The sequence below is a fragment of the Pseudomonas sp. UBA3149 genome, from assembly GCF_002364655.1.
In the GTDB taxonomy this organism is placed as follows: Bacteria; Pseudomonadota; Gammaproteobacteria; order Pseudomonadales; family Pseudomonadaceae; genus Chryseomonas; species Chryseomonas luteola.
Map to the genome: position 1 here is coordinate 163,974 of NZ_DEYV01000030.1, position 26,368 is coordinate 190,341.

Below are 26,368 nucleotides of genomic sequence, written 5' to 3' on the forward strand. Positions count from 1 at the left end.
CGTCTTGATTCGTCTGTTATTATGCCCGGATGTCTTGGCTCCGGCTGCTTAAATGAAACAACTTATCGATTTCATCCCCCTGCTTCTGTTCTTCATCGTCTTCAAGCTTGAACCTCGAACCGTCGAGTTCGCAGGTCATGCCTTCTCACTGGGCGGCATCTTTAGTGCAACAGCGGTTCTGATCATTGCGTCAGTCATCGTCTATGGCATCCTTTTCATCCAGCAGCGGCGTCTGGAGAAAGGCCAATGGCTGACGCTGGTGGCCTGTCTGGTGTTTGGTGGCATGACCCTGGCGTTCCACAGCGAAACCTTCCTGAAATGGAAAGCGCCTGTGGTCAACTGGCTGTTTGCCCTGGCCTTCATCGGCAGTCATTTCATTGGTGACAAACCGCTGATCGAGCGGATGCTGGGCCATGCCATGACCCTGCCCCATGCGATCTGGGTACGCCTCAACATTGCCTGGATCATCTTCTTCTTGGTCTGCGGCTTTGCCAATTTGTTCGTCGCCTTTACGTTCGAGAGCATCTGGGTGGACTTCAAGGTGTTTGGCAGCCTGGGCATGACGCTGCTCTTCATGATTGGTCAGGGCATTTACCTGTCCAGGCATCTGCATGACAGCGACTCCAAGAAATCCTAGAACCGCTGAAGTCTTCATACAGCTGCCGGCCTGTCATACGTCGGTAGCCTGCTTCCGGTTCCCGACGAGCCTAACGTAATGAGCCAAATTCTTCTGATCGATGACGATCGTGAGCTTTGCGATCTGCTAAGTGCCTGGTTGCAGCAGGAAGGATTCGAAGTGCGCGCCAGCCACGATGGCGTGACTGCACGCCAGGAACTGGCTGCCCACACCCCTTCTGCAGTGGTACTCGACGTCATGCTGCCTGATGGAAGTGGTCTGGAGCTGCTCAAGCAGCTACGCAGCGACTATCCCGAGCTACCTGTCGTGATGCTGTCCGGCCGTGGCGAACCCCTGGATCGCATCCTGGGCCTGGAGCTGGGCGCGGATGACTATCTGGCCAAACCCTGCGACCCGCGAGAGCTGACTGCGCGCCTGCGCGCCGTTCTACGCCGCAGCCACCCGGCGCAGCCCGCAGCCCGTTTACAGCTGGGCGATCTGTCATTGAGCGTTGCCCGAGGCGTCGCCAACATCGGCGAGCACGAGGTCAACCTGACACTTACCGAGAGCCGCATTCTGGAAGCCCTGCTTCGCCAACCCAGTGACCCTCTGGATAAACAGGCTCTGGCCCAGATTGCCCTGGGACGTAAGCTTACGCTTTACGATCGCAGCCTCGACATGCATGTCAGCAATCTGCGCAAGAAACTGGGTGCCCATGCGGATGGCAGACCCCGCATCATGGCCATTAGAGGCCGCGGCTATTACTACAGTGAATAGCCGGCACGGTACTGACACAGTTTACTGACTGCGTATTTACCCAAGCTTTACCTTGATTGACGGCGCCTGACCTTGCCTCCGCTAAAGTGGACTCATCCGGTCGATACCGGCTCTCAAAAAGGAGAACCTTATGCGCAAGATGATTCCCGCCCTGCTGTTCGCTTCCCTGCTGCCTACCTTGTCTTTTGCAGCACCTGCGCCAGCCGATGACATGCCGCCGCCCCCGCCCGGCATGCATATGGACGGTCCCAAGGGACATCGCGACATGATGGGCGGCCCGTTCCGGGAACTTGATCTGACGCCTGAGCAGCACCGTACTATCGGTAAGCTGATGGGTCAGGAGATGCACGATCGCCAGGACATCATTCACAAGTACTTGGACAAGCTGCCAGAAAAAGAGCGCCAGGCCATGAAGGATGAGCTCAAGGCCAACCGCGAAAAGACGCAGAAGACCATTCGCGATCAGCTCACGCCTGATCAGCGCAAAAAGTTCGACGAGCTGGCCAAGAAGCAGGAACAGCGCAAAGCGGAATGGGCTGAATTCCAGCAGTGGAAGAAAGAACACAAATCCAATTGATGCCTAAAACTGCCCAGCCCAGCTGGGCAGTTTTCCATCCAAACCAGGGTTCCACATGGTATTGAGAACATTGTTCTGGCGAATATTCGGTACCTTCTGGCTGGCAATCCTGTCGGCAGTCGGCCTGACCATGCTCCTGGGGCATATTCTCGATCAGGATTCCTGGATCCTTTCCCGCCATCCCGGTCTTCAACAACTGCCCGCCAAGTGGGTCGAGCGCTACGAGCATGAAGGCGAGGATGCAGCCCAACGACTGCTTGAGCACCGTAAGCGCCGCTTTGGCGTCGACATACAGGTACTGGGCGAGAACGGGACGCCACTGGTGCCCGGCACCCTCCCCCCGCATGTCATGGAAATGGAAAAACGCGGCCCCAGAAGACCGCCGCCCTGGCGCCGGATTACTACGGAATATACCAGCAGCGAAAGCGGGCGCAGTTACCTGTTCATTTACCATATCCCACTGCCCGAGCTGAATGCCTGGCGGCGCGATTCAGTGCTCTTCCCTATCAGTGTATTGGTCATTGCCTTTGTGGTTCTGACGCTGTTCAGTCTGCTATTAACGCTGGCGATTACCCGACCCTTGAACCGCCTGCGCAGCGCTGTGCATGATCTGGGACGTACGGCCTATCAGCAGGACAGCCTTGCCAAGCTTTCTCGGCGAAGAGACGAGTTTGGCGTACTGGCGCAGGACTTCAACCGAATGGGCGACCGCCTGCAAAGTCTCATAGTCAGCCAGCGTCAACTGCTTCGAGACGTCTCTCACGAGTTACGCTCGCCTCTTGCCCGACTTCGCATTGCCCTTGCGCTGGCCGAGCGCGCGACCCCTGAAGATCGCGCCGCCATGTGGCCCAGGCTGGAACAGGAATGCAATCGTCTGGAAACGCTGATCGGTGAGATCCTGGCGCTGGCCCGCCTGGACGGCGAACCTGGCGACAGGGCAGACATCCCTCTGAATGCACTCATCGAACACCTGTGCGATGACGCTCAGCTGACCGCACCCGAGCAGCGGATCGAGGTAAGTGTACCCGCCACCCTGATGCTGCACGGATGGCCTGACCTGCTCGAACGCGCCATCGATAACCTGATCCGTAATGCACTACGCTTCAATCCACTTGAAACGCCTCTGGAAATTACAGCCCACCAGACCGGGAGAACACTGACTATCGCAGTGCGTGATCACGGAACAGGGGTGGCGAATGAAGACCTACCACGGTTGGGCGAACCCTTCTATCGTGCGGCCAACCAGACGAGTCAGGGTTACGGCCTGGGCCTGGCCATCGCCCGACGCGCGGTCGAGCGACATGGGGGAAAGCTCGTGTTCGCCAACCATCCCGAGGGCGGGTTCGTCGCCACACTGGAGCTTCCCGCAAGCCTGATTACGCCGGCCAAGTCTTGACGAATTGCTTCGTTTCCAACGCTACCGGCTTGCGCGGAGTAACTTCCGGCGTCCCCAGGTAAATGAAACCGACGATTTCCTCGTGAGCACCAATGCCCAGCCCTTCGCGTACGACAGGATCATGCGTAAGATCACCGGAGCGCCATATAGCGCCTAACCCCATGGCATAAGCCGCCAGTTCCAGAGCATGAGCCGCACACCCTGCTGCCAGGATCTGCTCCTGCGCAGGTACTTTGGGGTGCTCTTGAATGCAGGCCACAGCCACCACCAGCAAAGGCGCACGCATAGGCATGTTGCGCGCCTTGGCCAAGGCTTCGGGCGGGCTCTCTGGGCGTTGAGCCAGAACCGCCCTTGAAAACAACTCGCCCAGCGCCTGGCGCCCTTCCCCCTGAATCGTCAGGAAGCGCCAGGGGCGCAACTGCTTATGATCGGGCGCCCTTAACGCGGCAGCAAAGAGGATTTCCAACTGCTCTGCCGTAGGGGCAGGCTCGGTCAAGCGAGCAACGGAAACGCGGTTGAGCAGCACATCGAGTGCATCCATGAACACCTCTTTCATCAAAACGATCGTTGTTGTACAGACCGGCTGAATTGTGCCATTACTCCATGCCAAACTTCTGCTCATCGGTAACAAGTAAAGACTTTGGACGAGAATAACGACCTCAGATAAGATCGCGCTCGCCAGCAACGCTATTCTGGCACAGCTCTTTGCAAGACTTTTGAGGGTTACTATGGCATCACTTTTTCTTCCAGATGGTTCGACTCTATGAAGTTTCTGACCCATCGACACGCCAACAGCCCATCCGAGTACCTAGGCGAATACTATTCTCGCGCATTGGCCTACCTTGCCCTGGCAGCCACCATTGCCGCAGGCGCCTATGCCCACCACTTCGCATACAACATTTTGTGGCTGGTGCCTTACACGCTGTTGTATCCCCATGTGGCTCAACAGGTCAGCATACGCTTCCGCCGCAACCGCAACCAGGAAACCGACCTGATCCTGCTGTTCATCGATTCGGTGCATGCGGGTATCAGCATTCTGCTGCTGGGCTTTTCGCTGGTACCCAGCTTCATGGTCCTGCTGCTACTGACGTTTACCTCCCTGTTGATGGGAGGGGGCCGCTATGCTGCTATTGCATTGCTGACAGCCTTCAGCGCTCTACTGGCGACCAGTGCGGTCGCGCTGGAGCACATCGAACCGCACACACCGCTTCTGGTTACCTTTGTCAGTATCGTAGGCACCAGTCTGCACCTCTGCATGACAGCGTACTTCATGTATGAACAGCGGCTTCGCCTGCGTCAGGCGCAGGAAGAGCTCAAGCTTGAACATGAAAAAGCTGCGAACCTGGCCCACAATCTTTCTAAATACCTGCCTTCTCAAGTATGGGAGTCGATCTTTACCGGTAAAAAGAACGTCATCCTGGAGACCCAGCGTAAAAAGCTCACCGTGTTCTTTTCCGACATCAAAGGGTTTACGGAGCTGTCCGAAGAGCTTGAAGCCGAAGCACTGACGGACATGCTCAACAACTACCTCAACGAGATGTCGAAAATTGCCATCAAGTACGGTGGTACGATCGACAAGTTCGTTGGGGACTGCGTCATGGTGTTTTTTGGTGACCCCAATACCCAAGGCGCGAAGAAGGACGCGGTTGCAGCGGTATCCATGGCCATCGCCATGCGCAAGCACATGAAAGTTCTCAGGCAGCAGTGGCGTAGCCAGGGCATTACCAAGCCTCTGGAAATCCGAATGGGCCTCAATACGGGTTACTGCACGGTCGGTAACTTCGGTGCCAGCACACGGATGGACTACACGATCATCGGCCGTGAAGTAAACCTTGCCAGCCGGCTTGAAAGTGCGGCCGATGCCGGGGAAATTCTGATCAGCCATGAGACCTACTCGTTGATCAAGGACGTCATCATGTGCCGGGATAAAAGCCAGATCAGCGTAAAGGGCTTCAGCCGTCCGGTTCAGATCTATCAGGTTGTGGACTTCCGCCATGATCTGGGCGCTTCACCCAGTTACATGGAGCATGAAGCCCCAGGCTTTTCCATGTACCTGGATACCAATAGCATCCAGAATTATGACAAGGAAAAAGTCATCCAGGCCTTGCAGCAGGCTGCTGAAAAGCTGCGAGATAAAGTCATTCTCTGACTCAGGGGCAGCGCATTGCTGCCCCTCCTTTCCTACCGACTGATTCGGTACACCACCTCATCAAGCCGGATCACCCCCTGCCGGGCGAATTTGGCGTTTTCCGCCAGTACATCATTGCGCTCCAGACAGGTCAGCCCCCAAGCAGAGCCATACAAGGCATGGAGTTCGTGCTCTGACACTGAAAACGGCGGGCCCGCGCGCTTGTCCTGGTCATATTCAAGAGTTACGAGGAGTCCCTTCGCCTTGGCTGGCATAAGCCTGCCCATTTGCTTAACGTAAGAAGGTCTCATATTTTCCGGCAAGGCAATTAAAGCTGCTCGGTCATAGAAGCCAGCGCATGCCGCCACTTGCTCTGCGCCTACCTTGAAGAAATCACCTTGCACAATTTCATAAGGTCCCGCCTTGTAGAGCACCAGATCACCGCGCTTTTCCTGCATAGGACTCAGCCCCTGCTCGGCAAAGAATGACTCGACCGCCACCTGGGAGAGTTCAATGCCCACGACCTGATAGCCCTGCTCTGCCAGCCAGACCATATCCAGTGTTTTTCCACAAAGCGGAACCAGTACACGCGACCCGGCAGCTAGCTCCAGTGACACCCAGTTTCGTGTGAGATAAGCACTGACTTCAGGCACGTGAAAACCGATCTCGTTGCGCTCCCACTTGGATATCCAGAATGCTGCTTCCACATGACCTCCTTGCTGATAACTAGACAGTAGGCATCCAACACCCGAAAACAAAAAGCCCCGGCACAAGGCCAGGGCTTTTTGCAGATCACACTGCTTAGTCTTCGCGATAACGACGCAGACGCAGCGGCTTGCCACCTACACGCGTATCTTTCAGACGATTCAGCAGCCCTTCGAGTCCCTCTTCCGGCAACTCGATCAGGCTGAAGGATTCACGGATCTGAATACGACCAATCGCCTCGCGTTGAACACCACCCTCATTAAGGATAGCACCCAGCAGGTTTTTGGCAGCGATGCCATCACGTGCACCAAGGGCTGTACGGCAACGTACGCGACCCTCCGGCAGTGGCGCCATCGGACGACGATCACGTGGCTCGCCACGCTCACTGCGACCACCACTGCTCTGACGCTCGCCACGATCGGAGCGAGGCGCCGGTGTCAGCGGCTGCTCACGGCGAACCGTGTCGATATCCAGCGCACGGCCAGCAGTCAGCTTGGCCAATACCGCAGCGGCCAATGTTGTCGGATCACACTGCAGACGCTCGCACAGCTCGTCACGCAGCGCACCGCGGTTTTCTTCTGCGTCCGCGAGTAGCGCACCCAGACTGTCCGCCAGGCGGGAAATGCGGGCTTCCAGTACCGCTTCGGCATCGGGCAGGCGAATCTCGCCAACCTTCTGACCTGTTACACGCTCGATGACCTGCAGCATGCGACGCTCACGCGGCGTTACTAGCAGCAGCGCACGACCTTCACGACCGGCACGACCTGTACGACCGATACGGTGTACGTAGGACTCTGGGTCATAGGGCATGTCGATGTTCAGTACGTGCGTGATACGAGACACGTCCAGACCCCGCGCAGCAACATCTGTTGCAACCACGATGTCCAGCGATCCGTCCTTGAGCGACTCGATCACTTTTTCTCGCTGAGCCTGGGGCATGTCGCCGTTCAAGGCACTGACGCGATAGCCTTGACGCTCGAGCATTTCAGCCATGTCCAGCGTGGCTTGCTTGGTACGCACGAAAGCAATCAGGGCATCGAAGTTTTCCACTTCCAGCAGACGCAGCACGGAGGCTGGCTTCTGATCAGCGTGAACCATCAGGTGAGCCTGTTCGATACGGGCAACTGTCTGGGTCTTAGCTGCAATGCGGATGTGCTTGGGCTCTTTCAGATGACGCTCGGCGATCGCACGGATCGACGGCGGCAGCGTAGCGGAGAACAGCACGGTCTGACGCGACTCAGGCATCGCTTCGAAAATGAATTCGAGATCGTCCATGAAGCCCAGCTTGAGCATTTCATCCGCCTCGTCGAGTACAAGACGTCCAACAGTGGACAGTATCTTGTCATCCCGACGAAGGTGATCACACAGGCGGCCTGGCGTAGCAACCAGAACCTGAGCGCCCAAACGCAGCGTGCGCAGTTGTGGGCCCATGGGCGCGCCACCGTATAAGGCAACGACCTTAACGCCCGGCATTTCTGTTGAGTAGGTTTCGCAGGCTGTTGCCACTTGCAGGGCCAGCTCACGGGTTGGCACCAATATCAGGACCTGTGGCTCACGGCGAGCAGGGTCGATACGGGACAGCAACGGAAGCGCAAAAGCGGCTGTCTTGCCAGTACCCGTTTGAGCCTGGCCGATCATGTCGTGGCCAGCCAGAATGACTGGAATCGACTGGGCCTGAATAGGAGAAGGTTCTTCGTAGCCAACGGACTTGATTGCCGCCAGTACGTTAGGATTAAGATCGAGAGCGGCGAAACCGCCGATTTCCTGGGTCATTGTCTTGCCTCTGTACATCGCAAAGACCCAAGACCTAGTGCTGCTAATTTCCGATAGACCGAAGTCACCCAGGCAGACGAGGTGAGGATTTGCGAATGAGTAAATTACGTGGTGTTACATCTGGAATAGTTCGCACTGCAAGGCTATGGCCGGTGCGAACCGGGAAAATGCAGTTCCTGAACGGAAAGGTCTGAAAAGACCGAGGCGTATCATACCGGAAAACTCAGGATTAGCCCAGCCTTTCTCAAAAATGCTTTCAAGGCTAAGCATTTAGCTCGCCGGACGAATCAGATCGACCAGATGGCCCAGTGAGTAACCAGTCTTCTCCTCCATGGCACCGACACGTACCGACAGTCCGCTCCGGTCCAGGGTTTGCTCGAAGCTGGCCGGCACCAGAATGATGACATTGCCCTCAGGCACCGGGCACTCCCAATAGTGGTGCCTGAACATGCCGCGCAGGAATGCAGATCCCAGGGGCTTGTCGTCGGTACTGCTCCACTGATTGATGATGAGCCAGCCACCAGGATTGAGGCGGCTCTGGCAGCCTGTCAGAAACCCCCATGCCAAGTGAGCGGCTGAGGGGCCTACATCCGTATAGAGGTCGACGAAAATCAGATCGGCTGGCTCGCAGCTGTCCAACAGATCCATCGCATCGCCAATACGGATATGCAGGCGCGGATCGTCACCAAGACCGAAATACTGTCGAGCCAGCGGCGGTACCGCTTCGCGCAGCTCGATTGCCTCGACATCCTGCAATGGCAGATGATCAAGGCAGGCACGCGTCAGTGTTCCGGCACCCAAGCCCATGAATACCGCCCGCCGTGGTTCAGGATGGCAAAGCGCGCCCATCAGCATGGCCCGGCCATACTCATATTCCAGCCAGCCGGGATTGGCAGTCGATACGCAACTCTGCTCGATTTCGTCTCCAAACTCGAGAAAGCGGTATTCCCCTGCTTCCACGACTCGAATACGACCATGTTCGTCGTGTACTTCCGCCAGTAACCGCTCCTGAGTATCCATGTCGACTCCTTTATACAGAGCACACCATCTTAGGCAGACTGATATAGCACGTCTATCAGCGCCAAAGGCTGTTAATCGGTTAACATGCCTGCCCAATTGGATAATCCGTAAAGCAAGTAGCCATCATGACTCAACCCTGGAGCCCTGACAGCTGGAGAGCACTGCCCATCCAGCAACAACCCGTCTACCCCGATGCCAAGCGTCTAAACGACGTCGAGCGCACCCTGGCCAGTTTTCCACCGCTTGTATTTGCAGGTGAAGCCCGTGAATTGCGTCGCCAGTTTGCCGAAGTTACCCATGGCCGGGCGTTTCTGCTTCAGGGCGGTGACTGCGCGGAGAGCTTTGCGGAGTTCTCCGCCGGCAAGATCCGCGATACGTTCAAGGTGCTGCTACAGATGGCCGTGGTGATGACCTTTGCCGCCGGGTGCCCTGTGGTCAAGGTGGGTCGCATGGCCGGCCAGTTCGCCAAGCCTCGCTCTTCGGGTGAAGAAACCCAGGATGGCGTCACGCTGCCAGCCTATCGCGGCGATATCGTTAATGGCATCACCTTTGATGAAGCCAACCGCGTACCGGATCCTCAGCGTCTGCTGCAGGCCTATCACCAGGCGACGGCAACCCTGAACCTGTTGCGTGCCTTCGCCCAGGGCGGCTTTGCCGACTTGCATCAGGTACATAAATGGAACCTGGACTTCATTGCGAACTCGGCTTTGGCCGAGCGCTACCATCAACTGGCGGACCGCATTGACGAAACTCTCGCCTTCATGCGTGCCTGCGGACTGGAAAGCGCACCGCAGCTTAAGGAAACCAGCTTCTTTACCGCTCACGAAGCCCTGCTGCTCAATTATGAAGAGGCGTTTGTCCGTCGTGACAGCCTGACGGGTGACTGGTACGACTGCTCTGCGCACATGCTCTGGATTGGCGACCGTACCCGCCAGCCCGACGGCGCGCATGTGGAGTTCCTGCGGGGTGTCAATAACCCGATCGGCGTAAAGGTTGGACCGACGACGTCAACGGAAGACCTGATACGCCTCATCGATACGCTGAACCCGAACAACGATCCCGGCCGTCTGAATCTGATTGTACGGATGGGCGCCAACAAGGTGGGTGATCACCTGCCCCGCCTGATTCAGGCTGTACAAAAAGAGGGCCGCCTGGTGCTCTGGAGTTCGGACCCGATGCATGGCAACACGATCAAGGCTTCCAGTGGCTACAAGACGCGTGACTTTGCCAGCGTTCTATCGGAAGTTCGTGAGTTCTTCCAAGTGCATCAAGCCGAAGGCAGTTACGCGGGCGGCATTCATATCGAGATGACCGGCCAGAACGTGACTGAGTGCATTGGGGGGGCGCGACCTATTACCGAGGCCGGCCTGTGCGACCGCTACCATACCCACTGTGACCCACGTCTGAATGCCGACCAGTCTCTGGAACTAGCCTTCATGATTGCGGAAACCCTCAAGCAGGTCCGCCGCTGACCTCAGCCAGTGGTGCCTTGAGCACCGCTGCACTGCCATGCAGACTGATCTCCGCCAAGCCAAGCCAGTTGGCCAACTGGCGGAGATTGGTTGCCAGCGAACGACTAGCCTCCTCGCTCAAACGTCCCTCCTCACCATGCAGCGCATGTACCGCCAGCCGGTCATGGGCGCGCTCAGCCCGCAGGTCTACCCGTGCAACCAGGTGCTCATTGAAGAGAAAAGGCAAGACATAGTAGCCATACACTCGCTTATGAGCAGGCGTATAGAGTTCCAGCCGATACCTGAAATTGAACAATCGCTCCGTACGGGCGCGCTCCCAAATGAGCGAATCAAAAGGTGATAACAGCGCGCTCACGTGTCGCGCGCGCAGGGATTGCTGCGGTTCGCCAAGGCTAAAGGCCGGCTTTTTCCAGCCCTCTACAGTCAGCATCAGCAGCTCGCCGGATTCCACCAATTCTGCGATACGCACCTTGGCATCAGCAGGATCGAGCCGGTAATAGTCTCGTAGGTCCTTTTCGGCCGCCACACCCATGGCTGCTGCGCTTCGGCGGATCAACTCGCGCTGGGCCTCCGCTTCACTCAGTAGCGGCTTTTCTCGTATGGCCTTCGGAATCACCCTTTCACGCAGATCGTATAGACGTTCAAAGCCACGCCTGCCTGCCACCGTTACTTCTCCAGCCGCAAATAACCATTCGAGTGCCTTTTTTTCGACGCTCCAGTCCCACCAGGGTCCCGCCTTGCCGACTCGGGTCGTCAGGCTTCCTGCGCCAAGCGCGCCCCGTTCCCGTACCGCCTGTAGCACAGCTTCAATCACGGCGCGCTGCTCACGCCCAACCCGTGCCAGCTCCTGATAGATGCCTTGCCCCTGAGCGGCCCGCTCCATGAGCCAGCGCATCAGCGGATAATCCTCCATCGGCATCAGGGAGGCTTCATGCCCCCAGCACTCGAACAGCTGGTGCGGTTTCTCTAATGACCATGCCATCTCATCCAGAAGCTTTCGGGGATAGAACCCGAGCCGGGAAAATAATGGGAGGTAATGTGACCGCACGAGCGCATTGACCGAGTCGATCTGCAGGATGCACAAGCGCTTCATTAACGCTTCGATATGCCGATGCCGTACCTCGCCCCTGGGCTTGAAGCCGTAAAAGCCTTGGGCCGTCAGGGCGAGTCGGCGAGCCTCTTTCAACGACAGGGACAAAGGGACAGACATGATGAATTCCAAGGGCCGGGTACGGACACCCTAGTCAACCCTCTGCCAGACATCAACGCGAAAACGGTCCCTCCCAGAACCATTTGGAACCCTCCCGCTCTGCATCCGCCCGGCTCAAGCCCAGATCCTTCAAGGCGTCATCACTTAACATCGCCAGGGTCTGGCGTTGCCTGGCCTGCTCACGCCAAGCCCTGATGACTCCATGTGTTTTCTGCCAGAACAAGAGAGCCGATATTTTGCGGCGCGCACTATCGGAAGCCTGGATAACCTCATGAGCGTTCATGCTGATACCTCCTCTTCATGTAGTGGCATCATTCTTGGCCCGCGTCTAAGATCAATCCAACGAATAGTTCTGATGCCTTGCATTCAGGAGATTGATGCTTTGAGCTTTTTCCCCAGCATTGACAGTGAACTCTTGCGCACCTTTATCGCCATTGCCGACAGCGGTGGCTTCACGCGTGCGGCCGAGGTCGTCAACCGAACCCAATCTGCCGTTAGCATGCAGATGAAACGTCTCGAGGAGGATATCGTTCAACGTCAGCTATTCGATCGAGAGGGACGCCAGGTTCGCCTCACGGCTGAGGGTCAGGTGCTGCTGGGATACGCTCGCCGTATCATGGCGTTGCACAGTGAAGTGCTGAATACGCTACGCGAGCCCCATATGGTAGGTACCGTTCGCATCGGGACTCCCGATGATTACGTTATGCGCTTTCTGCCCGGCATTTTGTCACGCTTTGCTCAGGCCTATCCGCTTGTGCAAGTCGAAGTTCAGTGCGAGACATCAGCGCAGCTGTTGCAGCGGCATGACCTTGATCTGAGCATCGTGACCTGCGAGCCCGGCCACGAAATCGGTCAGTTCCTTAGAGAAGAACCCGTTCGCTGGATGCAGGCCATTGGCAGCTCCGCTCTTGAGCGAAGCCCGCTGCCTGTAGCGGTCTTCAATCATGGCTGTTTTTGCCGTCTATGGATGTGCAATGCCCTGGAGACAGCGGGCATCGATTACCGGGTTGCCTATAGCAGCCACAGCCTGTCGGCCATCCTGGCCATGACCGGCACCGGTCTTGCCGTAACAGCGCAATTGCACAGCCTGGCTACGCCAGAACTGGAAATCATCAACGAGGAAGAAGCCGGTCTGCCCCGCCTGCCCTCCGCCCGGATCATGCTGGTTCGTAATTCGAACACTGAGTCCCAAGTTACGGAGGCCTTCGCAAACTTCATTGTCGAAGGCTTCCGTCTTGGCTGATCATTTGAGCGCAAGCAATATGGCGCATACCAGAAGAAAACCGCAAAACAGCCCACGCAGCAGACGCTCCGGCAAGGCGTGGGCCATTCTTACACCCCACCCGACGCTGAAGAAACCACCAATTGCCAGTGGTATGCCAATAAGCCAGTCGACCTCATGATGAATCGCATAGGTTGCCAGCGTAATGCTGGTGGCCGGGAGCGCCATGGTTAGCGAGAGCCCCTGCGCTACGACTTGGGACAGGCCGAAGACACTCGTCAACATGGGGGTCGCAATCACAGCGCCGCCTACGCCGAAGAGGCCTCCTACCAGACCGGCAAACACGCCCAGCACTGCCAACCAGGCGACTCCAGGTGGATTGGTCACCGTATGGCTCTTCATGCGCAGCTGCCAGAGATTGTAGGCCACAAGAAACAGCAGGAAGACTACAAAGCCTTTTCTCATCAGGTCTGCATCCAGCCCTACCGCCAGCATCGCTCCTGCAATGGCTGACAGGATACCCGCTCCCGAGAGAATACCTGCACGACGCCAATCGATGCGATTGCGTTGGTTGTACTTGATGATTGACACCAGCACATTAGGAACGACCATGACCAACGCTGTGCCTTGTGCCAACTGCTGATCGAGCCCGAAGAGCAGCCCCAGCACAGGGATCGCAATCAGGCCACCCCCAATTCCAAAAAGACCACCCACTACTCCCAGAACACTACCCAGCAGGATATCAAGCACAATCGCCGTTACATCCATACATCATCCTGTCCATCACTGTGCTTTGGGCCAACGAAACACGGCCCACAAAAAAGCCCGGCATCAGCCGGGCTCTTGTGACACTCGCCGATCAAACCTTGGCGCGTGACTTGTACTCGTTGGTACGAGTATCGATTTCGATATGGTCGCCGATATCGCAGAACTCGGAAACTTTCAGTTCGAAACCGGTGTTCAGACGAGCAGTCTTCATCACCTTGCCAGACGTATCACCACGAACAGCCGGCTCGGTGTAAGCGATCTGACGAACGATAGTGGTCGGCATCTCGATGGAGATTACACGATCATTGTAGAAAACAGCTTCGCAGACGTCAGTCATGCCGTCTTCGATGTAGTTAACCGCATCGCCCAGGTCGTCTTTTTCGATCTCGTACTGGTTGTATTCATTGTCCATGAACACGTACAGCGGATCGGCGAAGTAGGAGTAGGTTACTTCCTTGCGATCCAGAATGACTGGTTCCAGCTTGTCGTCAGCACGGAATACCGTTTCGGTACTGCTGCCGGAAAGCAGGCTCTTCAGCTTCATCTTGACCACTGCAGCGTTACGGCCGGACTTGTTGTACTCAGCCTTCTGGATGACCCAGGGAGCGTTGTCGATCATGGCCACTTGGCCGGCACGGAACTCTTGTGCGGTTTTCATGCGGTTATCCGTTTGGAAGAAGATAGAAAATCAAGCGCCGTATAATAGCCGCTCTGTATGGAATTGTACTAGCGTTGACGCCAAGTCATTGAGTTCACTCTGTCGGGCACACCAGTTTTCCGCATGAGCGGTCATTTCGGCTTCATGTTTTGACCATTCACGCCACGCCTGCCCAAGAGCCCCTTCTCCGTTCCATGCGTGCCATAGCGTACGCGTAGCTACCTGCGCAGCCGGACTTGCTCCGACGAGATACCGGTCCAGGAACGCATCCAGCTTGAGCATATGGGCACGCTCTTCCTGCGGATAGATATGCCAGATGAAGGGTCGACCAGCCCACTGCGCTCGAATGAATGACTCCTCGCCCCGTGCAGCATTGAAGTCGCAGCACCATAAGAGCAGGTCATAGTCATCCTGCTGGCGGAACGGAACAATGCAGAGCCGCAACGCGCCTCGGTGATATTCCTCGCCTGCCTTTAACTCTTCAGCCTCCAGCCAATGGGCCACGTTACTTAATACACGGCCTTCAGGAATGAGCAGCAAGGTGGGCTCAGCGCCCTGGGCCAGTTCATCCAACCACTCCGATAGTGCTGGAATCTCATAGCTGAACAATGAAAGGATGCGCTCGCCAGGCGTCTGGGTAACGCCCAGGGCAGCCAGAAACCGTGCTTGTGCGTCAGTAGACGCCTGAAAGTGCAAACGCTTGTCGAGCAGATCCTGTTCTCTGAGCAGCCCTCCCGTTCCCTCAGTGAAGCCGGGAAAGAAAAAGTATTTCTGCATCCCCTGCTGCGGCGATGGAAGGCGATGGCAGCTCTCCACCCAGGCTTCGGCGCTCAGGTATTCAAGGTTGATCCAGAGGGGATGGGAGGCACGTCGAGCCATTGCGTCGATATAGGGAGCCGGCAATGGACAGCCAAACGCTTCGACAACGACCTCTGCCGGAATGACATCGTCGGGCCATACGGCTGTCCACCGATGCACTTCGACGCCCAGATGACGCTGGACAGGATCATCACTGGTGCCTGCGGCTGGATGAATACGTGCAAAGGACGACCAGTCATCCACCCACAAGCGTACCTGCTGACCATGCTCGGCTACCAGCTGACGCGCAAGGCGCCATGTCACACCAATGTCGCCATAATTATCGACGACACTGCAAAAGATATCCCACGAAGCGTTCATTCATCCTCACTGCTCAGCGGATGACGCACTCAGCGTCACAACCGGACGGCATTTAGCCAGACACAGCGCTCAGGTCAACTAGAAATAAGGGAAACAGACAGATGCTATCAAAACGCCATTCGTCCTGAGAAAAAATCGTTCGGTCAGAAGGCGCCAGATAGACCTTTAAGCAGTGGGAATAGCCGCCGATAATTTGCACTGGTTCACAAAATGAATCGAATGGATTAAGGAAATCAAATTCAAGGCATGGCTGCGACCGGACAGACTGTACTCAAGACACGGATCGCAGGCGGTAGGGGGCAATTCTATTATGGCGGCCCTTGATGACGCTTTTATTTCCAAGTGCCTTATCCATTGCACCTTACGCCGCTGGGTGCACTAGAAATAAACGCGGCAAAGCCCAGATGCTTTGCAAACAGGAGCAATACCAGAATGGCTACCCTGCCCGTTACTGAGATCGTTGCCACAGGCAACAGTGGTCGTGAAGACGTTTCCACGCTAATTCGTCATTACGATTTGCAAAATTTCCGCTACGCTGAGATTCAGACTGTACAGAATCTGAATAAAGCGTTGGCCGAATGGCCTCTTCTCCTGGAGACGCTTCAGGTCGTACTACCGACTCAAGAGCAAGCCAAACTGAAGAATGCCTCATAAAATATGCACGTTATAGCCGTCCAGGGAATACGGGGCGGCTGTGGAACCACCTCAGTAGCCGCAGGCCTGGCGGCCAGTCTAGCCACCTTACAGAAGCATGTTCTGCTGATCGATCTTTGCCCCAGCAATCTACTGGGACTGCACTTTGGCTTATCCGTTACAGAGGATGCCGGATGGGCACAGGCTCTCGCCGAAGGCTACCCCTGGCAAAGCACCGCTTTCCTTTATAAGGAGCACATCTGGCTGCTGCCCTTTGGTCGTCCGACCTCGCTTTCCCATCTACATGAGCTGGCTGCAGACTGGCTGCCCACATCCCTGCGCGCACTTGCGATGCCGGACGATACCTATGTAATTTTCGACGTGCCACAACACTCGAGCTTTCGCGAGGCACTAGGTCAGATTACGGACCTGCAATGGATTCAAATCGTGCAGGCCGATCCTGCCTGCCATGCCCTGATCAATCAGCAGTCGCTGGTGGGGCAGCTGAATACACCCAACCGCTTCTGGCTGGTGAACCGTTACCAACCCGCTTACAAGCTCTCTCGGGATCTCATACAACTCTGGCGCCTGGTCCTGGGCAAAACACTGATTTCAACCATCATCCACGAGGATGAAGCTGTACGCGAGGCCCTGGCCCTGAAGCGGCCGCTCGCAGATAGCGCTCCGGCCTCTCTGGCCAGCCACAACTTCCTCTCGCTGGCTACATGGAGCGTGGCGCAGGCAGGCGCCACATGATCCTGGCACCGGCTGCCAAATCCTGGCTTTCGCTGTACTACCACAAGAGCCGCGAGCGCCATCGCGCGCCGGTTGCCTTACTGATGACGGCATTGTGGCTACTGGGCTGGACATTCCTGCGATTCGAGCGCCCCACCTGGCAATGGGTCGCCATCAACTGGCGTGCGCTGTACCCTCAGTTATCCACGCGGCGCCTGGGCAATCCTCTCAGAACTGTCATGCAAAGTATCTGGCTGATTCTGGTCAGGCCCGTCAATGGCAAAGGTCCCGATTACCTGGCTGCTCTCTCCAAGGGTTTCCAACGTTTTCCTGCCTTGCTTGAACATCGGCGTCGCCTCTATCGTTCAGCCGCACGTCTGCCGGAACGTTTGCCACTCGCTACGCTGAAAGAAGAGACCTGGTCGTCTCTTTCGGTTAGAACGAAATGTATCTTAGGTGGTGCCTTTGCGCTTATTGCCACGCCGCTTTTGCTGCTTTGCGTAACGCAGCCATTCGAGATCGGCCAGCAGATCGTTTTTATCGCCATGCTATGGGCGCTGGCAATGGTCATTCGCAAGATGCCGGGGCGCTTCCCGACGTTAGCGCTTATTATCCTTTCGCTGCTTGTATCGTGTCGGTATTTCTGGTGGCGCTATACGCAGACGCTGAACTGGGAAAATCCGCTGGATGTCATCTGCGGCCTGCTCCTGTTGCTGGCAGAAACTTATTCCTGGTTGGTACTGATCCTTGGGTACTTCCAGACAATCTGGCCGCTGGATCGCAAGCCCTATCCGCTCCCCCTCAACATTGCCGAATGGCCTTCGGTCGATATTTATATTCCCACCTATAACGAAGACCTGTCTGTCGTTCGGTCGACGGTACTGGCCTCCCTGGGTATTGACTGGCCAAAAGACAAGCTGAACATCTACATACTTGATGACGGTAAACGGGAGTCATTTCGCCAGTTTGCCGCGGAAGTTGGGGTGCACTATCTGATTCGCTCGGATAATCGCCACGCCAAGGCAGGCAATCTGAATGCGGCCATGAAAGTCACCAAAGGTGATTTCCTGGTGATCTTTGACTGCGACCATATTCCGACCAGCTCTTTTCTACAGATGACCATGGGCTGGTTCCTGAAAAGCCCAAAGTTGGGCGTTATGCAGACGCCTCACCATTTTCTGTCGCCAGACCCCTTCGAGCGCAACCTGGGTAACTTCCGGCGTACGCCGAACGAGAACACCCTGTTTTACGGTCTGGTCCAGAACGGAAACGACATGTGGGACGCCACGTTCTTCTGCGGCTCCTGCGCCATTTTGCGGCGCACCGCCGTGGAAGGCATTGGTGGTTTCGCCGTGGAAACCGTAACCGAGGATGCTCACACGTCCCTGCGTCTGCACCGCAACGGCTGGACGTCCGCTTATATTCGTATTCCCCAGGCGGCAGGACTCGCTACTGAAAGCCTGTCAGCCCATATCGGCCAGCGAATTCGTTGGGCTCGGGGTATGGTGCAGATATTCCGACTGGACAACCCGCTGATGGGCAAAGGCCTCTCGCTTCCCCAGCGACTCTGCTACTGCAACGCAATGCTGCATTTTCTCGCTGGCGTGCCTAGGCTCATCTACCTGCTTTCACCATTGGCCTTCCTGATCCTGCATGCGTATATCCTGTATGCCCCGGCGCTGCTGATTCTGCTGTTCGTTCTGCCTCACATCGCCCATGCCAGCATTACCAATTCGCGCATCCAGGGTCGGTACCGTTATTCCTTCTGGAGCGAGATCTACGAGACGGTGCTGTCCTGGTACATCGCCCGGCCTACCACAGTGGCGCTGATCAATCCGCACAAGGGTAAATTCAACGTAACGGCTAAAGGGGGACTGGTTGAGGAAAACGTCTTTGACTGGACGATCTCGAAGTCCTTTCTTTTCCTGGCTGGATTGAATGTGGTAGGCCTGCTGTTTGGTGTCTATCGTTACGTTACCGGCCCAGCCGTCGAACAAGGCACTGTCATCATCAGCATGCTCTGGACCGTCTATAACCTGATTATCCTCGGAGGCGCCATTGCAGTTGCCGCAGAAGTTCGTCAGGTTCGTCGCACCCATCGCGTCGACTTGAGACTACCTGCCGCCATACGCCTGACGGGCGGCCACGTTTATGCGTGTACGCTGACGGACTACTCCGACGGCGGTGTGGGCCTGGAGCTGCCGCCAGAGCTGGACCTCAAGTCGGACGAGCAGATCTTTTTGCAACTAAAGCGCGGCCTTGAGGAGTACAGCTTTGCCACTCGCGTTCGGAACCAGCGAGGCCGGGTGGCAGGGCTAGAGCTTGAACCGATGGATGTTCAGACACGCATCAATTTTGTGCAGTGTACGTTTGCACGTGCTGACACTTGGGCCCAATGGCAGGAAAGTTTCGTGCAAGACAGTCCGCTACGCAGCATCCTGGCCATTATCCGGGTCGGATTATCAGGTTATAAACGCATGCTGCAGCACTCCCCAGGCTTTCCCGTCCTCTTATCAAGGGCTCGGTGTGGCTGGTGGAGAAACTCGTGTCGTTCATACCTGTAACCCCTGTCCTACCGCCAAAACGAACACAACAGCAAGGATAAGCATGAAAGGCGTAATCCGCTTTCTCATCGCAGCGGCTCTCTTGACCTGCGCTCCCTGGACTACCGCGGCGCCTACGGTTGCGCCTGCTCCCAACACGACACCCGTTGCCCCACCGGTACAGGAGCGGCAGCTGGGCTTCAATCAGATCTCATCAGCGGGAAACCTGACGACCCGTAATGTCTTGAGAAATCTCTACGCATCGTTCGGGTTACGTAGCGATGAGGTCGTCACAGGCGCTCGACTCCATCTGGTGTATACCCCCTCGCCGGCGCTGATTCCGGTGCAGTCGCACCTGAAGGTCTATCTGAACAATGAATTGATGGGGGTATTGCCTATCAATCAGGCGGATCTGGGCAAGGAAATTACTCGGGATCTACCGCTCGATGCCCAGTTTATTTCTGATTACAACAACGTGCGCTTTGAGTTGGTTGGCCACTATGCCCCCATTTGCGAAGACCCGCTGCACTCCAGCCTATGGGTTGACTTCAGCGCGAAAAGCCAGCTGATCCTGAGCACTCAGGCACTAAAGATCCAGAATGACTTATCCAAATTACCAGAGCCCTTTTTCGATCAGCGCGACCCGGCGGCCCTGAGCGTTCCATTCATCTTTGCAGATCGTCCCAACAGTGCCGAGCAGACTGCTGGGGCAGTAATGGCGTCCTGGTTTGGAACGCTGAGTGGCTGGCGCGGTGCCAGCTTCCCAACTTCATTTGGACGCCTGCCTTCCCAAGGTAATGCCGTTGTGTTTGCAACGAATGCACAGTTGCCTGCGTTGATTGAAGGCCATGCGGAGGTGACAGCACCGACCATTGAGATTGTCGAGAATCCGCAAAATCCTTATGGAAAGCTATTATTGATCCTTGGACGCGACGACAACGACCTGCTGACCGCAGCGAAAGCTGTCGCCCTGGGCGCTGCAATCCACCACCGTGGACTCTCTGCAAACCCTGGCACCCCGCCAACCCTACGATGCCCCAAATTGGGTTTCACTGGATCGCCCTACTCGATTGGGCGAGCTAATCGATTATCCCAATCAGCTGGAAGTCACCGGCATGGTGCCGCGACCGATTACGCTAGCGTTCAATATTCCGCCAGACCTGTTCGTGTGGCGTAATCGCGGTATCCCGCTGGATCTTAAATACCGCTACACGCCCCCGCTCCGTGACGATACGGCCCTATTGACGGTCAACGCCAACAACCAGTTCATCAAGGCCTTTACGCTGAGCAAGAATGCCAACCAGAGCATGGGCGGTGTTAATCTGCCGATTCTTAACGAAAATCTGCTAGGGACCAGTACCGGCTTTCAAGTGCCGTCACTCAAGCTAGGGGCTCGCAATGAGCTGCGTTTTGATTTTTCTTTCGGCGCCTTCCCGGCCAATGGCGACAATACCAGCTGCACCACGACGCTTCCGCTCAATGTTCAAGCCGCAATCGATCCGGACTCGACCATTGATTTTTCTTCGCTCTATCACTACAAGGCCATGCCCGATCTACGCGCCTTTGTCAGTGCCGGATATCCCTTTACTCGCCTTGCCGATCTATCCCAGACGCAGGTAATGATGCCCTCGCAGCCAACGCCGGAACAGACAGGCCTTTTGTTTACGTTGATGGGACGCATGGGGGCCATTACAGGCTATCCCGCGATACAGGTCTCCATTGGTGATGACTGGTCAACCATAAAGAAAGGCGAACGCGACGTTCTGATAATAGGTGAAATTCCCGAGCAGGCTCGGACCGAGTTGGACAAGAATATGACAGCGTTCGTGGATGAGACCCGAACGTCGCTCATGCTTCCCAACCGCAAGACATCCCGCCTTGAGTCACCGCTACAGGACACCGGGTCTGCCATGGCAGACACACAATTGCAAACGTCGTCGTCGGGGCCGATCTCGGCGCTGGTCGGGTTTGAATCCCCATACGCCAGCTCGCGCAGCGTAGTCGCTCTGATGGGTTATGGCGAAAACAGCTATCAGCAGCTGCAAGAGGCCTTGAGCCAGAATACCGGGCTTGAGAATGTCACCGGGTCCGTCAGTCTTTTCCGCGGAGACCGGATCGACAGTCATATCGTAGGAGAGCCTTACTACGTAGGTAGCCTGCCCTGGTGGCTGCTTCTCTGGTATCACCTGTCCGCACATCCGCTACTACTGGCATTCATTGCAATCGTGACCACACTGATATTGGCTGCCCTGCTCTGGAATGTCCTCCGCTGGCTGGCGCGCCGTCGCCTGCAGGAACAGGAGTAACCTTCATGAAAAAAGTGCTTGCCTCCCTCTGTCTGATCAGTCTCGCCAGCCCCGTCTCGGCTGCCTGCCAGTGGCCGGCTTGGGAAAGTTTCAAGCGCGGGTTCATCGAAAATGGCAGGGTGATTGATCGCAGCGACGAGCGCGCAATTACGACATCGGAGGGGCAATCCTACGCGCTCTTTTTCGCCCTGGTGGCAGGTGACCGAACCACGTTTCAGCGTTTAGTCAACTGGACGCAGGGCAACCTGAGCCAAGGAGACTTTTCCAAACACCTGCCCGCCTGGCTCTGGGGGCGAGCGGAAAACGGCAACTTTCAAATACTGGATGACAACGCCGCCTCTGATGCCGACCTCTGGATCGCCTACAGCCTTCAGGAAGCCTCGCGCCTCTGGCGAATTCACCACTACCAGACGTTATCCAACCGGCTTCTTCAGCAGGTCGAAAAGCAGGAAGTCGCGCGAATCGAGGGGCTTGGTCCCATGCTTCTGCCCGCCCCGGTCGGTTTTACCGACGAGGACAGCTGGACGCTAAATCCTAGCTACACGCCGCTCTTTTTGCTCAGCAGCTTCGCATACAAGCATCCGGAAGGCCCCTGGCAAGGCATGATTGCCCCTACGCTGCGACTGCTGAACGAAACCGCGCCCAAAGGCTTTGCACCTGACTGGATTGATTGGCGCTCAGGTGCCTGGCATGGCTCCGAACGGAGCAACTGGCAAGGCAGTTATAATGCCATTCGCGTCTACCTGTGGGCGGGTATGCAAGCACCTGGGTCAGCCGGCCGAGACAGCCTGCTTTCGCGCTTCCAGCCCATGCAGACTTATGTCTCGCAACGGGGCTACCCGCCCGAAGAGGTCAATGCCGAGACAGGGACTACTCAAAACCGCGGGCCTTTAGGCTTCTCGGCGGCTGTACTTCCGCTTCTGGCAAGCCTGGGTGACAAGGCGGCTCTCGACGCTCAGCTAACCCGTCTGAAGCAGGAGCCGCTCGAGGCAGATGCCTATTATGGCAATGTCCTGTCGCTGTTTGGACGAGGCTGGCAAGAAGGTCGCTTCCGCTTCAACGTTCATGGTGAATTGCAGTTGCCGGATACCGCTGCATGCCCACGCTGATTGTTCTGCTGTCTCTTCTATTGGTTAGCCTGTCGGCCCAGGCCGAGGGGCCCGTTACGCCGGAGGATCGGCTAATGGCGCAAGTTAGGGCTGGCGAGGCGCGTAACAAAGATGACCTGATCGAAGACAGCCTTTACCGCCTCTTCAAAATTGCACCTGATCATCCGGAAGGCTTGGCTGCCCTCGCCCGCCTGAAGTTAAGACAGAACAAGCCGCAGGAAGCACAGGCCGCACTGGAACAGCTGGAGAAGGTTGCTCCAGGTTCGCAGGCGTTGAGTCTGGTACGGCTTGATATCGAGCTTGATCAGCCACAGAAAAAATCGCAGCTTCTTCAAGCCAGGCTGCTCGCACGGGCGGGTCGCTATGACGAAGCCCTGAAGCTATACGATGAGCTATTCAAGCCAGGCCTGCCGTCGCCTGAATACGAGCTGGAATACTGGCAAGCGGTTGCCAATACGCCGCAGGGTCATACCAGAGCCCTACAGGGTATTCAATCACTGGTAAATCGCTATCCGCAAAGTGGCAATTATCGGCTGGCGCTGGTCAGACAGCGACTTGATCTGAATCCGTATGATCCAGAAGCCTACAAGGATCTGGAAAAGCTCAGTCAGGACCCCTATGCCCGCCAGGGCGCCTCTGCAGTATGGCTGGACCAGCTCCAGCGAATGCCAGTTGAAGATCGGGCTGTCACGCTCTGGAAGCGTTACCTTGAGTCCTACCCGGATGCAGCTCCTATCGCCCACGAGGGATTGGCCGCGCAACAACAGCTGCTGGCAAACCCAGCGTTCAGAGCCAAGCAGAGGGCGCAGCAGCTCCTGGAGCAAAACTCGCAGGACCATGCCGCTATCGAGCGCGCCTTGCAACAGGCCCTCAAGGGCTTCCCCAATGATTCAGATGCGTTAGGCAATCTGGGAAGACTACGGCAGCGCGAAAGTAGGCATCGAGAAGCGTTGGCCTTTTACCAGCAGGCCCTGGCCAACGAGCAGAACATCGACCAGCGAGCCCAATGGCAGAGCCTGATTGCAACAGCCCAGTTCTGGGCAACCCTCAATGACGGGGATGCTGCATTGCGTGCAGGCAATTACACTGCAGCGACAAAGGCCTACCAGAACGCTGCCAGACTGCAACCTCGCGCCGTAGAGCCCTTGATGGGCCTTGCCGATGTCTATGCAGCGCAGGGTGATACGAACAGAGCCGAGCAGACCTACAAGCGGGCGCTGGCCTATGACCGTCGAAACGGTTCAGCACTACGGGGCCTCATCAACCTTTATCTTCAGCAAAACCAGATCGACACGGCCAAATCTCTTATCGCCTCCCTTCCCCAGGATCAGCGTCAACGTTATACACCTGAGTTGAACCGGATTCAGGCGAACATCTTGTCGCGAGAGGCCGATGCCCATGCCGCCAAAGGTCAATGGGCAACCGCTGAGCACAAGCTGACAGAAGCCCTTGAGCTGCAGCCGCAGGATCCCTGGCTGGCCTATAACCTTGCTAGAGCGCGCGCAGTACTGGGTAATCCAAAGGCAGAAGACGCCTTTGCAAATCAGCTGCGTCAGCGCTCCACTGATCCGGTCCTGCGGTATGCCCATGCGCTCTTTCTCGACAGTCAGGACCAGGCGCAACGGGCACTTGATAGCCTGCGTCAAGTTCCTGCCAACCAGTGGAGTGAGGATATGCACAGCCTTGCCTATCGACTGGATTATGGCCTGACCCTGGCTCAAGCGCGCGATTTAAACAATCGGGGCCGCACCCAGGATGCGACCGCCCTGCTTGAAAAGGCACGTACACGCTTTCACAAGGAAGCGGGTATTCCTCTCCTGCTGGGCGAGTGGTCGGTATTAGGTGGACATCCTGGCGAGGCCAAACGTTATTACCGTGCAGCTCAGGTACTTGAGCCTGACAATATAGAAGCCGGACTCAGCCTGGCAGAGCTTGCCCATCAGCAGAGCCTTGATATCCAGGCACGGCGCCAACTGGCCGAGCTGTCTTCCAAGGCAGCCACGGCGGGACAGCAACGTCGGATGGCCAATCTCTGGTCGGAATTGGGAGAGCCGGAGAAAGCCGCTGCCTACATGAATGCCGCGCTGGAGGTCGAGACCCGTGATCCGCTCCTATGGCGCGATGCGGCGCGGCTCGCCAGGCGCAATCAACAGCCGGACCTGGCGCTTGATCGCTATCGCCAGGCCATGCGCACAAGCAACATGGGCGATCCGGGCGAAAACGATGCGCAGTTCACCCGGCAAACCCGAGTACAACCTGATGACGACTGGCTCAACCGCAGCATTCGCAGCGATACCGCTGAGCTTTATCAACAGCAGACCGCTACTGCGACACTGCAATATGACGCATGGGACAGTTCAGGCACACCGGGTATATCGGACCTCAAGGCCCATGATCTACGCTTTGAAGCTGATCATCCCCTCAGGGATGGCAAAGGCTTTTTCCGGGCGGAAACCATTACGATGGATAATGGCAGCCTGGGAAACATTCTTGAGCAGAACAACTTTGGAAGTGTCGCCCTCTGCCAGACCCGTGAGGAATGCAGTCGCGGGCATATCAACCAACGAGCCCAAGGTACCAGCCTGGCTGTTGGCTGGCGTGGGCAAGACACCCAATGGGACGTAGGTACTACGCCGCTGGGGTTTCCAGTACAGGATATCGTAGGGGGCGTACGCCTGAGCGGTGATCTTGAGCCCCTTGGCTGGACAATGGATATTTCCCGCCGCGCCCTGTCCACGTCCTTATTGGCCTATGCAGGTACTGAAGACCCTCGCACAGGCAAAACCTGGGGTGGCGTCCGCACCAATGGGGTATCGCTTGGTTTGAGCTACGACCAAGGCGGCTTCTATGGCATCTGGTCGAGCCTGCAGGCTCATCGTCTGACTGGTAAAAACGTGGAAAGCAATGATCGCCTGCGCCTGATGAGCGGAATCTACTTTCGCCTGATCGACGAGCCCAATCGACGCCTGCGGGTTGGCAGTAACGTCATGTACTGGCACTTCAAGGAAAACCTGAGCGGTTATACGTTCGGCCAGGGAGGCTATTATAGCCCACAGCAATACCTGTCCTACTCTGTCCCGATCAACTTTGCGCAACGCTGGGATGCTTGGTCGTTTTACGCCGAAGCATCAGCCAGCTACTCGTGGGTGAAAGAGGATGATGCGGATTACTTCCCGACAAAGTCCGCCTGGCAGCGCGAAGCAGGAAATCCTGTACTGACGGGAGGCCGCAGCAAAGGCCTTGGCTATCGAGCCAGCTTTTCGCTGGAGCGTCGTCTTTCGCCCAACTGGTTCATCGGTACGTCTGCCGGAATCGAGCGCTCCGTGGGGAGTGACTACAAACCCAACCAGGCACTCGTGTACCTGCGCTACAGTTTTGCTCCCTGGGAAGGCGATCTCAGGATGCCGCCCGAGCCACTTCAGGAATATGCACAGTTCAATTAAACCCAGGCCAGCCTGAAAGAGATTTTCAGGAACCCTGGGCATCTGGGTCAGTCCCTTCCCTGTAACCAACAGCCGCCTGCTCTCGTTGAACAGGCACA

Annotated in this window: 19 protein-coding genes and 3 pseudogenes; 13 read left to right on the forward strand and 9 right to left on the reverse strand. The window is 56.7% G+C overall.

Going from position 1 to position 26,368, the window contains the following annotated elements:
- Positions 1–52 precede the first annotated feature (52 nt).
- From B3729_RS18780 to B3729_RS18795, 4 genes are all read left to right on the forward strand, one after another.
- Complete coding sequence (locus tag B3729_RS18780) at positions 53–637, forward strand: septation protein A (RefSeq protein WP_019365064.1); 585 nt, start codon at positions 53–55, stop codon at positions 635–637.
- A 78-nt stretch (positions 638–715) separates the two neighbouring features.
- Positions 716–1,393, forward strand: coding sequence for a response regulator transcription factor (locus B3729_RS18785; RefSeq protein WP_010798036.1), 678 nt, complete (start codon positions 716–718; stop codon positions 1,391–1,393).
- A gap of 130 nt (positions 1,394–1,523) precedes the next feature.
- Positions 1,524–1,970: a hypothetical protein gene (locus B3729_RS18790; protein ID WP_010798035.1), complete on the forward strand. Its 447-nt coding sequence runs from the start codon at positions 1,524–1,526 to the stop codon at positions 1,968–1,970.
- Positions 1,971–2,031: 61 nt separating this feature from the next.
- Positions 2,032–3,366 carry a HAMP domain-containing sensor histidine kinase gene (locus B3729_RS18795; RefSeq protein ID WP_409438620.1) on the forward strand — a complete coding sequence of 445 codons (1,335 nt, stop codon included), beginning with the start codon at positions 2,032–2,034 and terminating at the stop codon, positions 3,364–3,366.
- Here B3729_RS18795 and B3729_RS18800 read toward each other — a convergent pair.
- Positions 3,347–3,907 (reverse strand): NAD(P)H nitroreductase, encoded by a 561-nt coding sequence (locus B3729_RS18800; protein WP_286788681.1) that lies wholly within the window; start codon positions 3,905–3,907, stop codon positions 3,347–3,349. The genes B3729_RS18795 and B3729_RS18800 overlap by 20 nt on opposite strands.
- Before the next feature lie 222 nt (positions 3,908–4,129).
- Here B3729_RS18800 and B3729_RS18805 point away from each other — a divergent pair, with 222 nt between their 5' ends.
- Complete coding sequence (locus B3729_RS18805) at positions 4,130–5,515, forward strand: adenylate/guanylate cyclase domain-containing protein (protein ID WP_286788682.1); 1,386 nt, start codon at positions 4,130–4,132, stop codon at positions 5,513–5,515.
- Positions 5,516–5,547: 32 nt separating this feature from the next.
- On the opposite strand, the gene B3729_RS18810 is transcribed toward B3729_RS18805, so the two are convergent.
- From B3729_RS18810 to B3729_RS18820, 3 genes and pseudogenes are all read right to left on the reverse strand, one after another.
- Positions 5,548–6,201 (reverse strand): thiopurine S-methyltransferase, encoded by a 654-nt coding sequence (locus tag B3729_RS18810; RefSeq protein ID WP_286788683.1) that lies wholly within the window; start codon positions 6,199–6,201, stop codon positions 5,548–5,550.
- Positions 6,202–6,295: 94 nt separating this feature from the next.
- Positions 6,296–8,003 (reverse strand): annotated as a pseudogene (locus tag B3729_RS18815) (DEAD/DEAH box helicase).
- A gap of 239 nt (positions 8,004–8,242) precedes the next feature.
- Complete coding sequence (locus tag B3729_RS18820) at positions 8,243–8,992, reverse strand: spermidine synthase (protein WP_010798029.1); 750 nt, start codon at positions 8,990–8,992, stop codon at positions 8,243–8,245.
- Between the two features lie 125 nt (positions 8,993–9,117).
- Here B3729_RS18820 and B3729_RS18825 point away from each other — a divergent pair, with 125 nt between their 5' ends.
- A complete protein-coding gene (locus B3729_RS18825; protein WP_286788684.1) occupies positions 9,118–10,464 on the forward strand; it encodes a class II 3-deoxy-7-phosphoheptulonate synthase in 1,347 nt (448 codons plus the stop codon).
- Here B3729_RS18825 and B3729_RS18830 read toward each other — a convergent pair.
- Positions 10,445–11,674 carry a winged helix-turn-helix domain-containing protein gene (locus B3729_RS18830; protein ID WP_286788685.1) on the reverse strand — a complete coding sequence of 410 codons (1,230 nt, stop codon included), beginning with the start codon at positions 11,672–11,674 and terminating at the stop codon, positions 10,445–10,447. The genes B3729_RS18825 and B3729_RS18830 overlap by 20 nt on opposite strands.
- 52 nt (positions 11,675–11,726) lie before the next feature.
- Complete coding sequence (locus B3729_RS18835) at positions 11,727–11,957, reverse strand: DUF1127 domain-containing protein (RefSeq protein ID WP_150347573.1); 231 nt, start codon at positions 11,955–11,957, stop codon at positions 11,727–11,729.
- Positions 11,958–12,056: 99 nt separating this feature from the next.
- On the opposite strand from B3729_RS18835, the gene B3729_RS18840 reads away from it, so the two are divergent.
- On the forward strand, positions 12,057–12,917 hold the full coding sequence (locus B3729_RS18840; protein WP_286788752.1) for a LysR substrate-binding domain-containing protein: 861 nt from the start codon (positions 12,057–12,059) through the stop codon (positions 12,915–12,917).
- Here the strand turns inward: B3729_RS18840 and B3729_RS18845 are convergent, their stop codons facing one another.
- From B3729_RS18845 to earP, 3 genes are all read right to left on the reverse strand, one after another.
- Positions 12,918–13,664 (reverse strand): sulfite exporter TauE/SafE family protein, encoded by a 747-nt coding sequence (locus B3729_RS18845; RefSeq protein WP_125887970.1) that lies wholly within the window; start codon positions 13,662–13,664, stop codon positions 12,918–12,920. It lies immediately after the preceding gene.
- 91 nt (positions 13,665–13,755) lie between these two features.
- Entirely contained in the window at positions 13,756–14,322 is a 567-nt protein-coding gene (gene efp, locus B3729_RS18850) for an elongation factor P (RefSeq protein ID WP_010798023.1), read from the reverse strand.
- A gap of 30 nt (positions 14,323–14,352) precedes the next feature.
- Entirely contained in the window at positions 14,353–15,501 is a 1,149-nt protein-coding gene (earP, locus tag B3729_RS18855; RefSeq protein ID WP_286788686.1) for an elongation factor P maturation arginine rhamnosyltransferase EarP, read from the reverse strand.
- Positions 15,502–15,933: 432 nt separating this feature from the next.
- Here earP and bcsR point away from each other — a divergent pair, with 432 nt between their 5' ends.
- The 6 genes and pseudogenes from bcsR to bcsC all read left to right on the forward strand — a co-directional run bounded on the left by bcsR (position 15,934) and on the right by bcsC (position 26,270).
- Entirely contained in the window at positions 15,934–16,155 is a 222-nt protein-coding gene (gene bcsR / locus B3729_RS18860; protein WP_010798021.1) for a BcsR/BcsP family cellulose biosynthesis protein, read from the forward strand.
- Positions 16,156–16,158: 3 nt separating this feature from the next.
- The gene (bcsQ, locus tag B3729_RS18865) at positions 16,159–16,890 is read left to right on the forward strand and encodes a cellulose biosynthesis protein BcsQ (RefSeq protein WP_010798020.1); all 732 of its coding nucleotides are present in this window, start codon (positions 16,159–16,161) and stop codon (positions 16,888–16,890) included.
- Positions 16,887–19,474: pseudogene (gene bcsA / locus B3729_RS18870) on the forward strand (UDP-forming cellulose synthase catalytic subunit). Before bcsQ ends, bcsA begins: the two are co-directional and overlap by 4 nt.
- Positions 19,475–19,476: 2 nt before the next feature.
- Positions 19,477–21,718: pseudogene (bcsB, locus tag B3729_RS18875) on the forward strand (cellulose biosynthesis cyclic di-GMP-binding regulatory protein BcsB).
- A 5-nt stretch (positions 21,719–21,723) separates the two neighbouring features.
- Entirely contained in the window at positions 21,724–22,827 is a 1,104-nt protein-coding gene (gene bcsZ, locus B3729_RS18880) for a cellulose synthase complex periplasmic endoglucanase BcsZ (protein WP_286788688.1), read from the forward strand.
- A complete protein-coding gene (bcsC, locus tag B3729_RS18885; RefSeq protein WP_286788689.1) occupies positions 22,815–26,270 on the forward strand; it encodes a cellulose synthase complex outer membrane protein BcsC in 3,456 nt (1,151 codons plus the stop codon). Before bcsZ ends, bcsC begins: the two co-directional genes overlap by 13 nt.
- Positions 26,271–26,368: the final 98 nt, after the last annotated feature.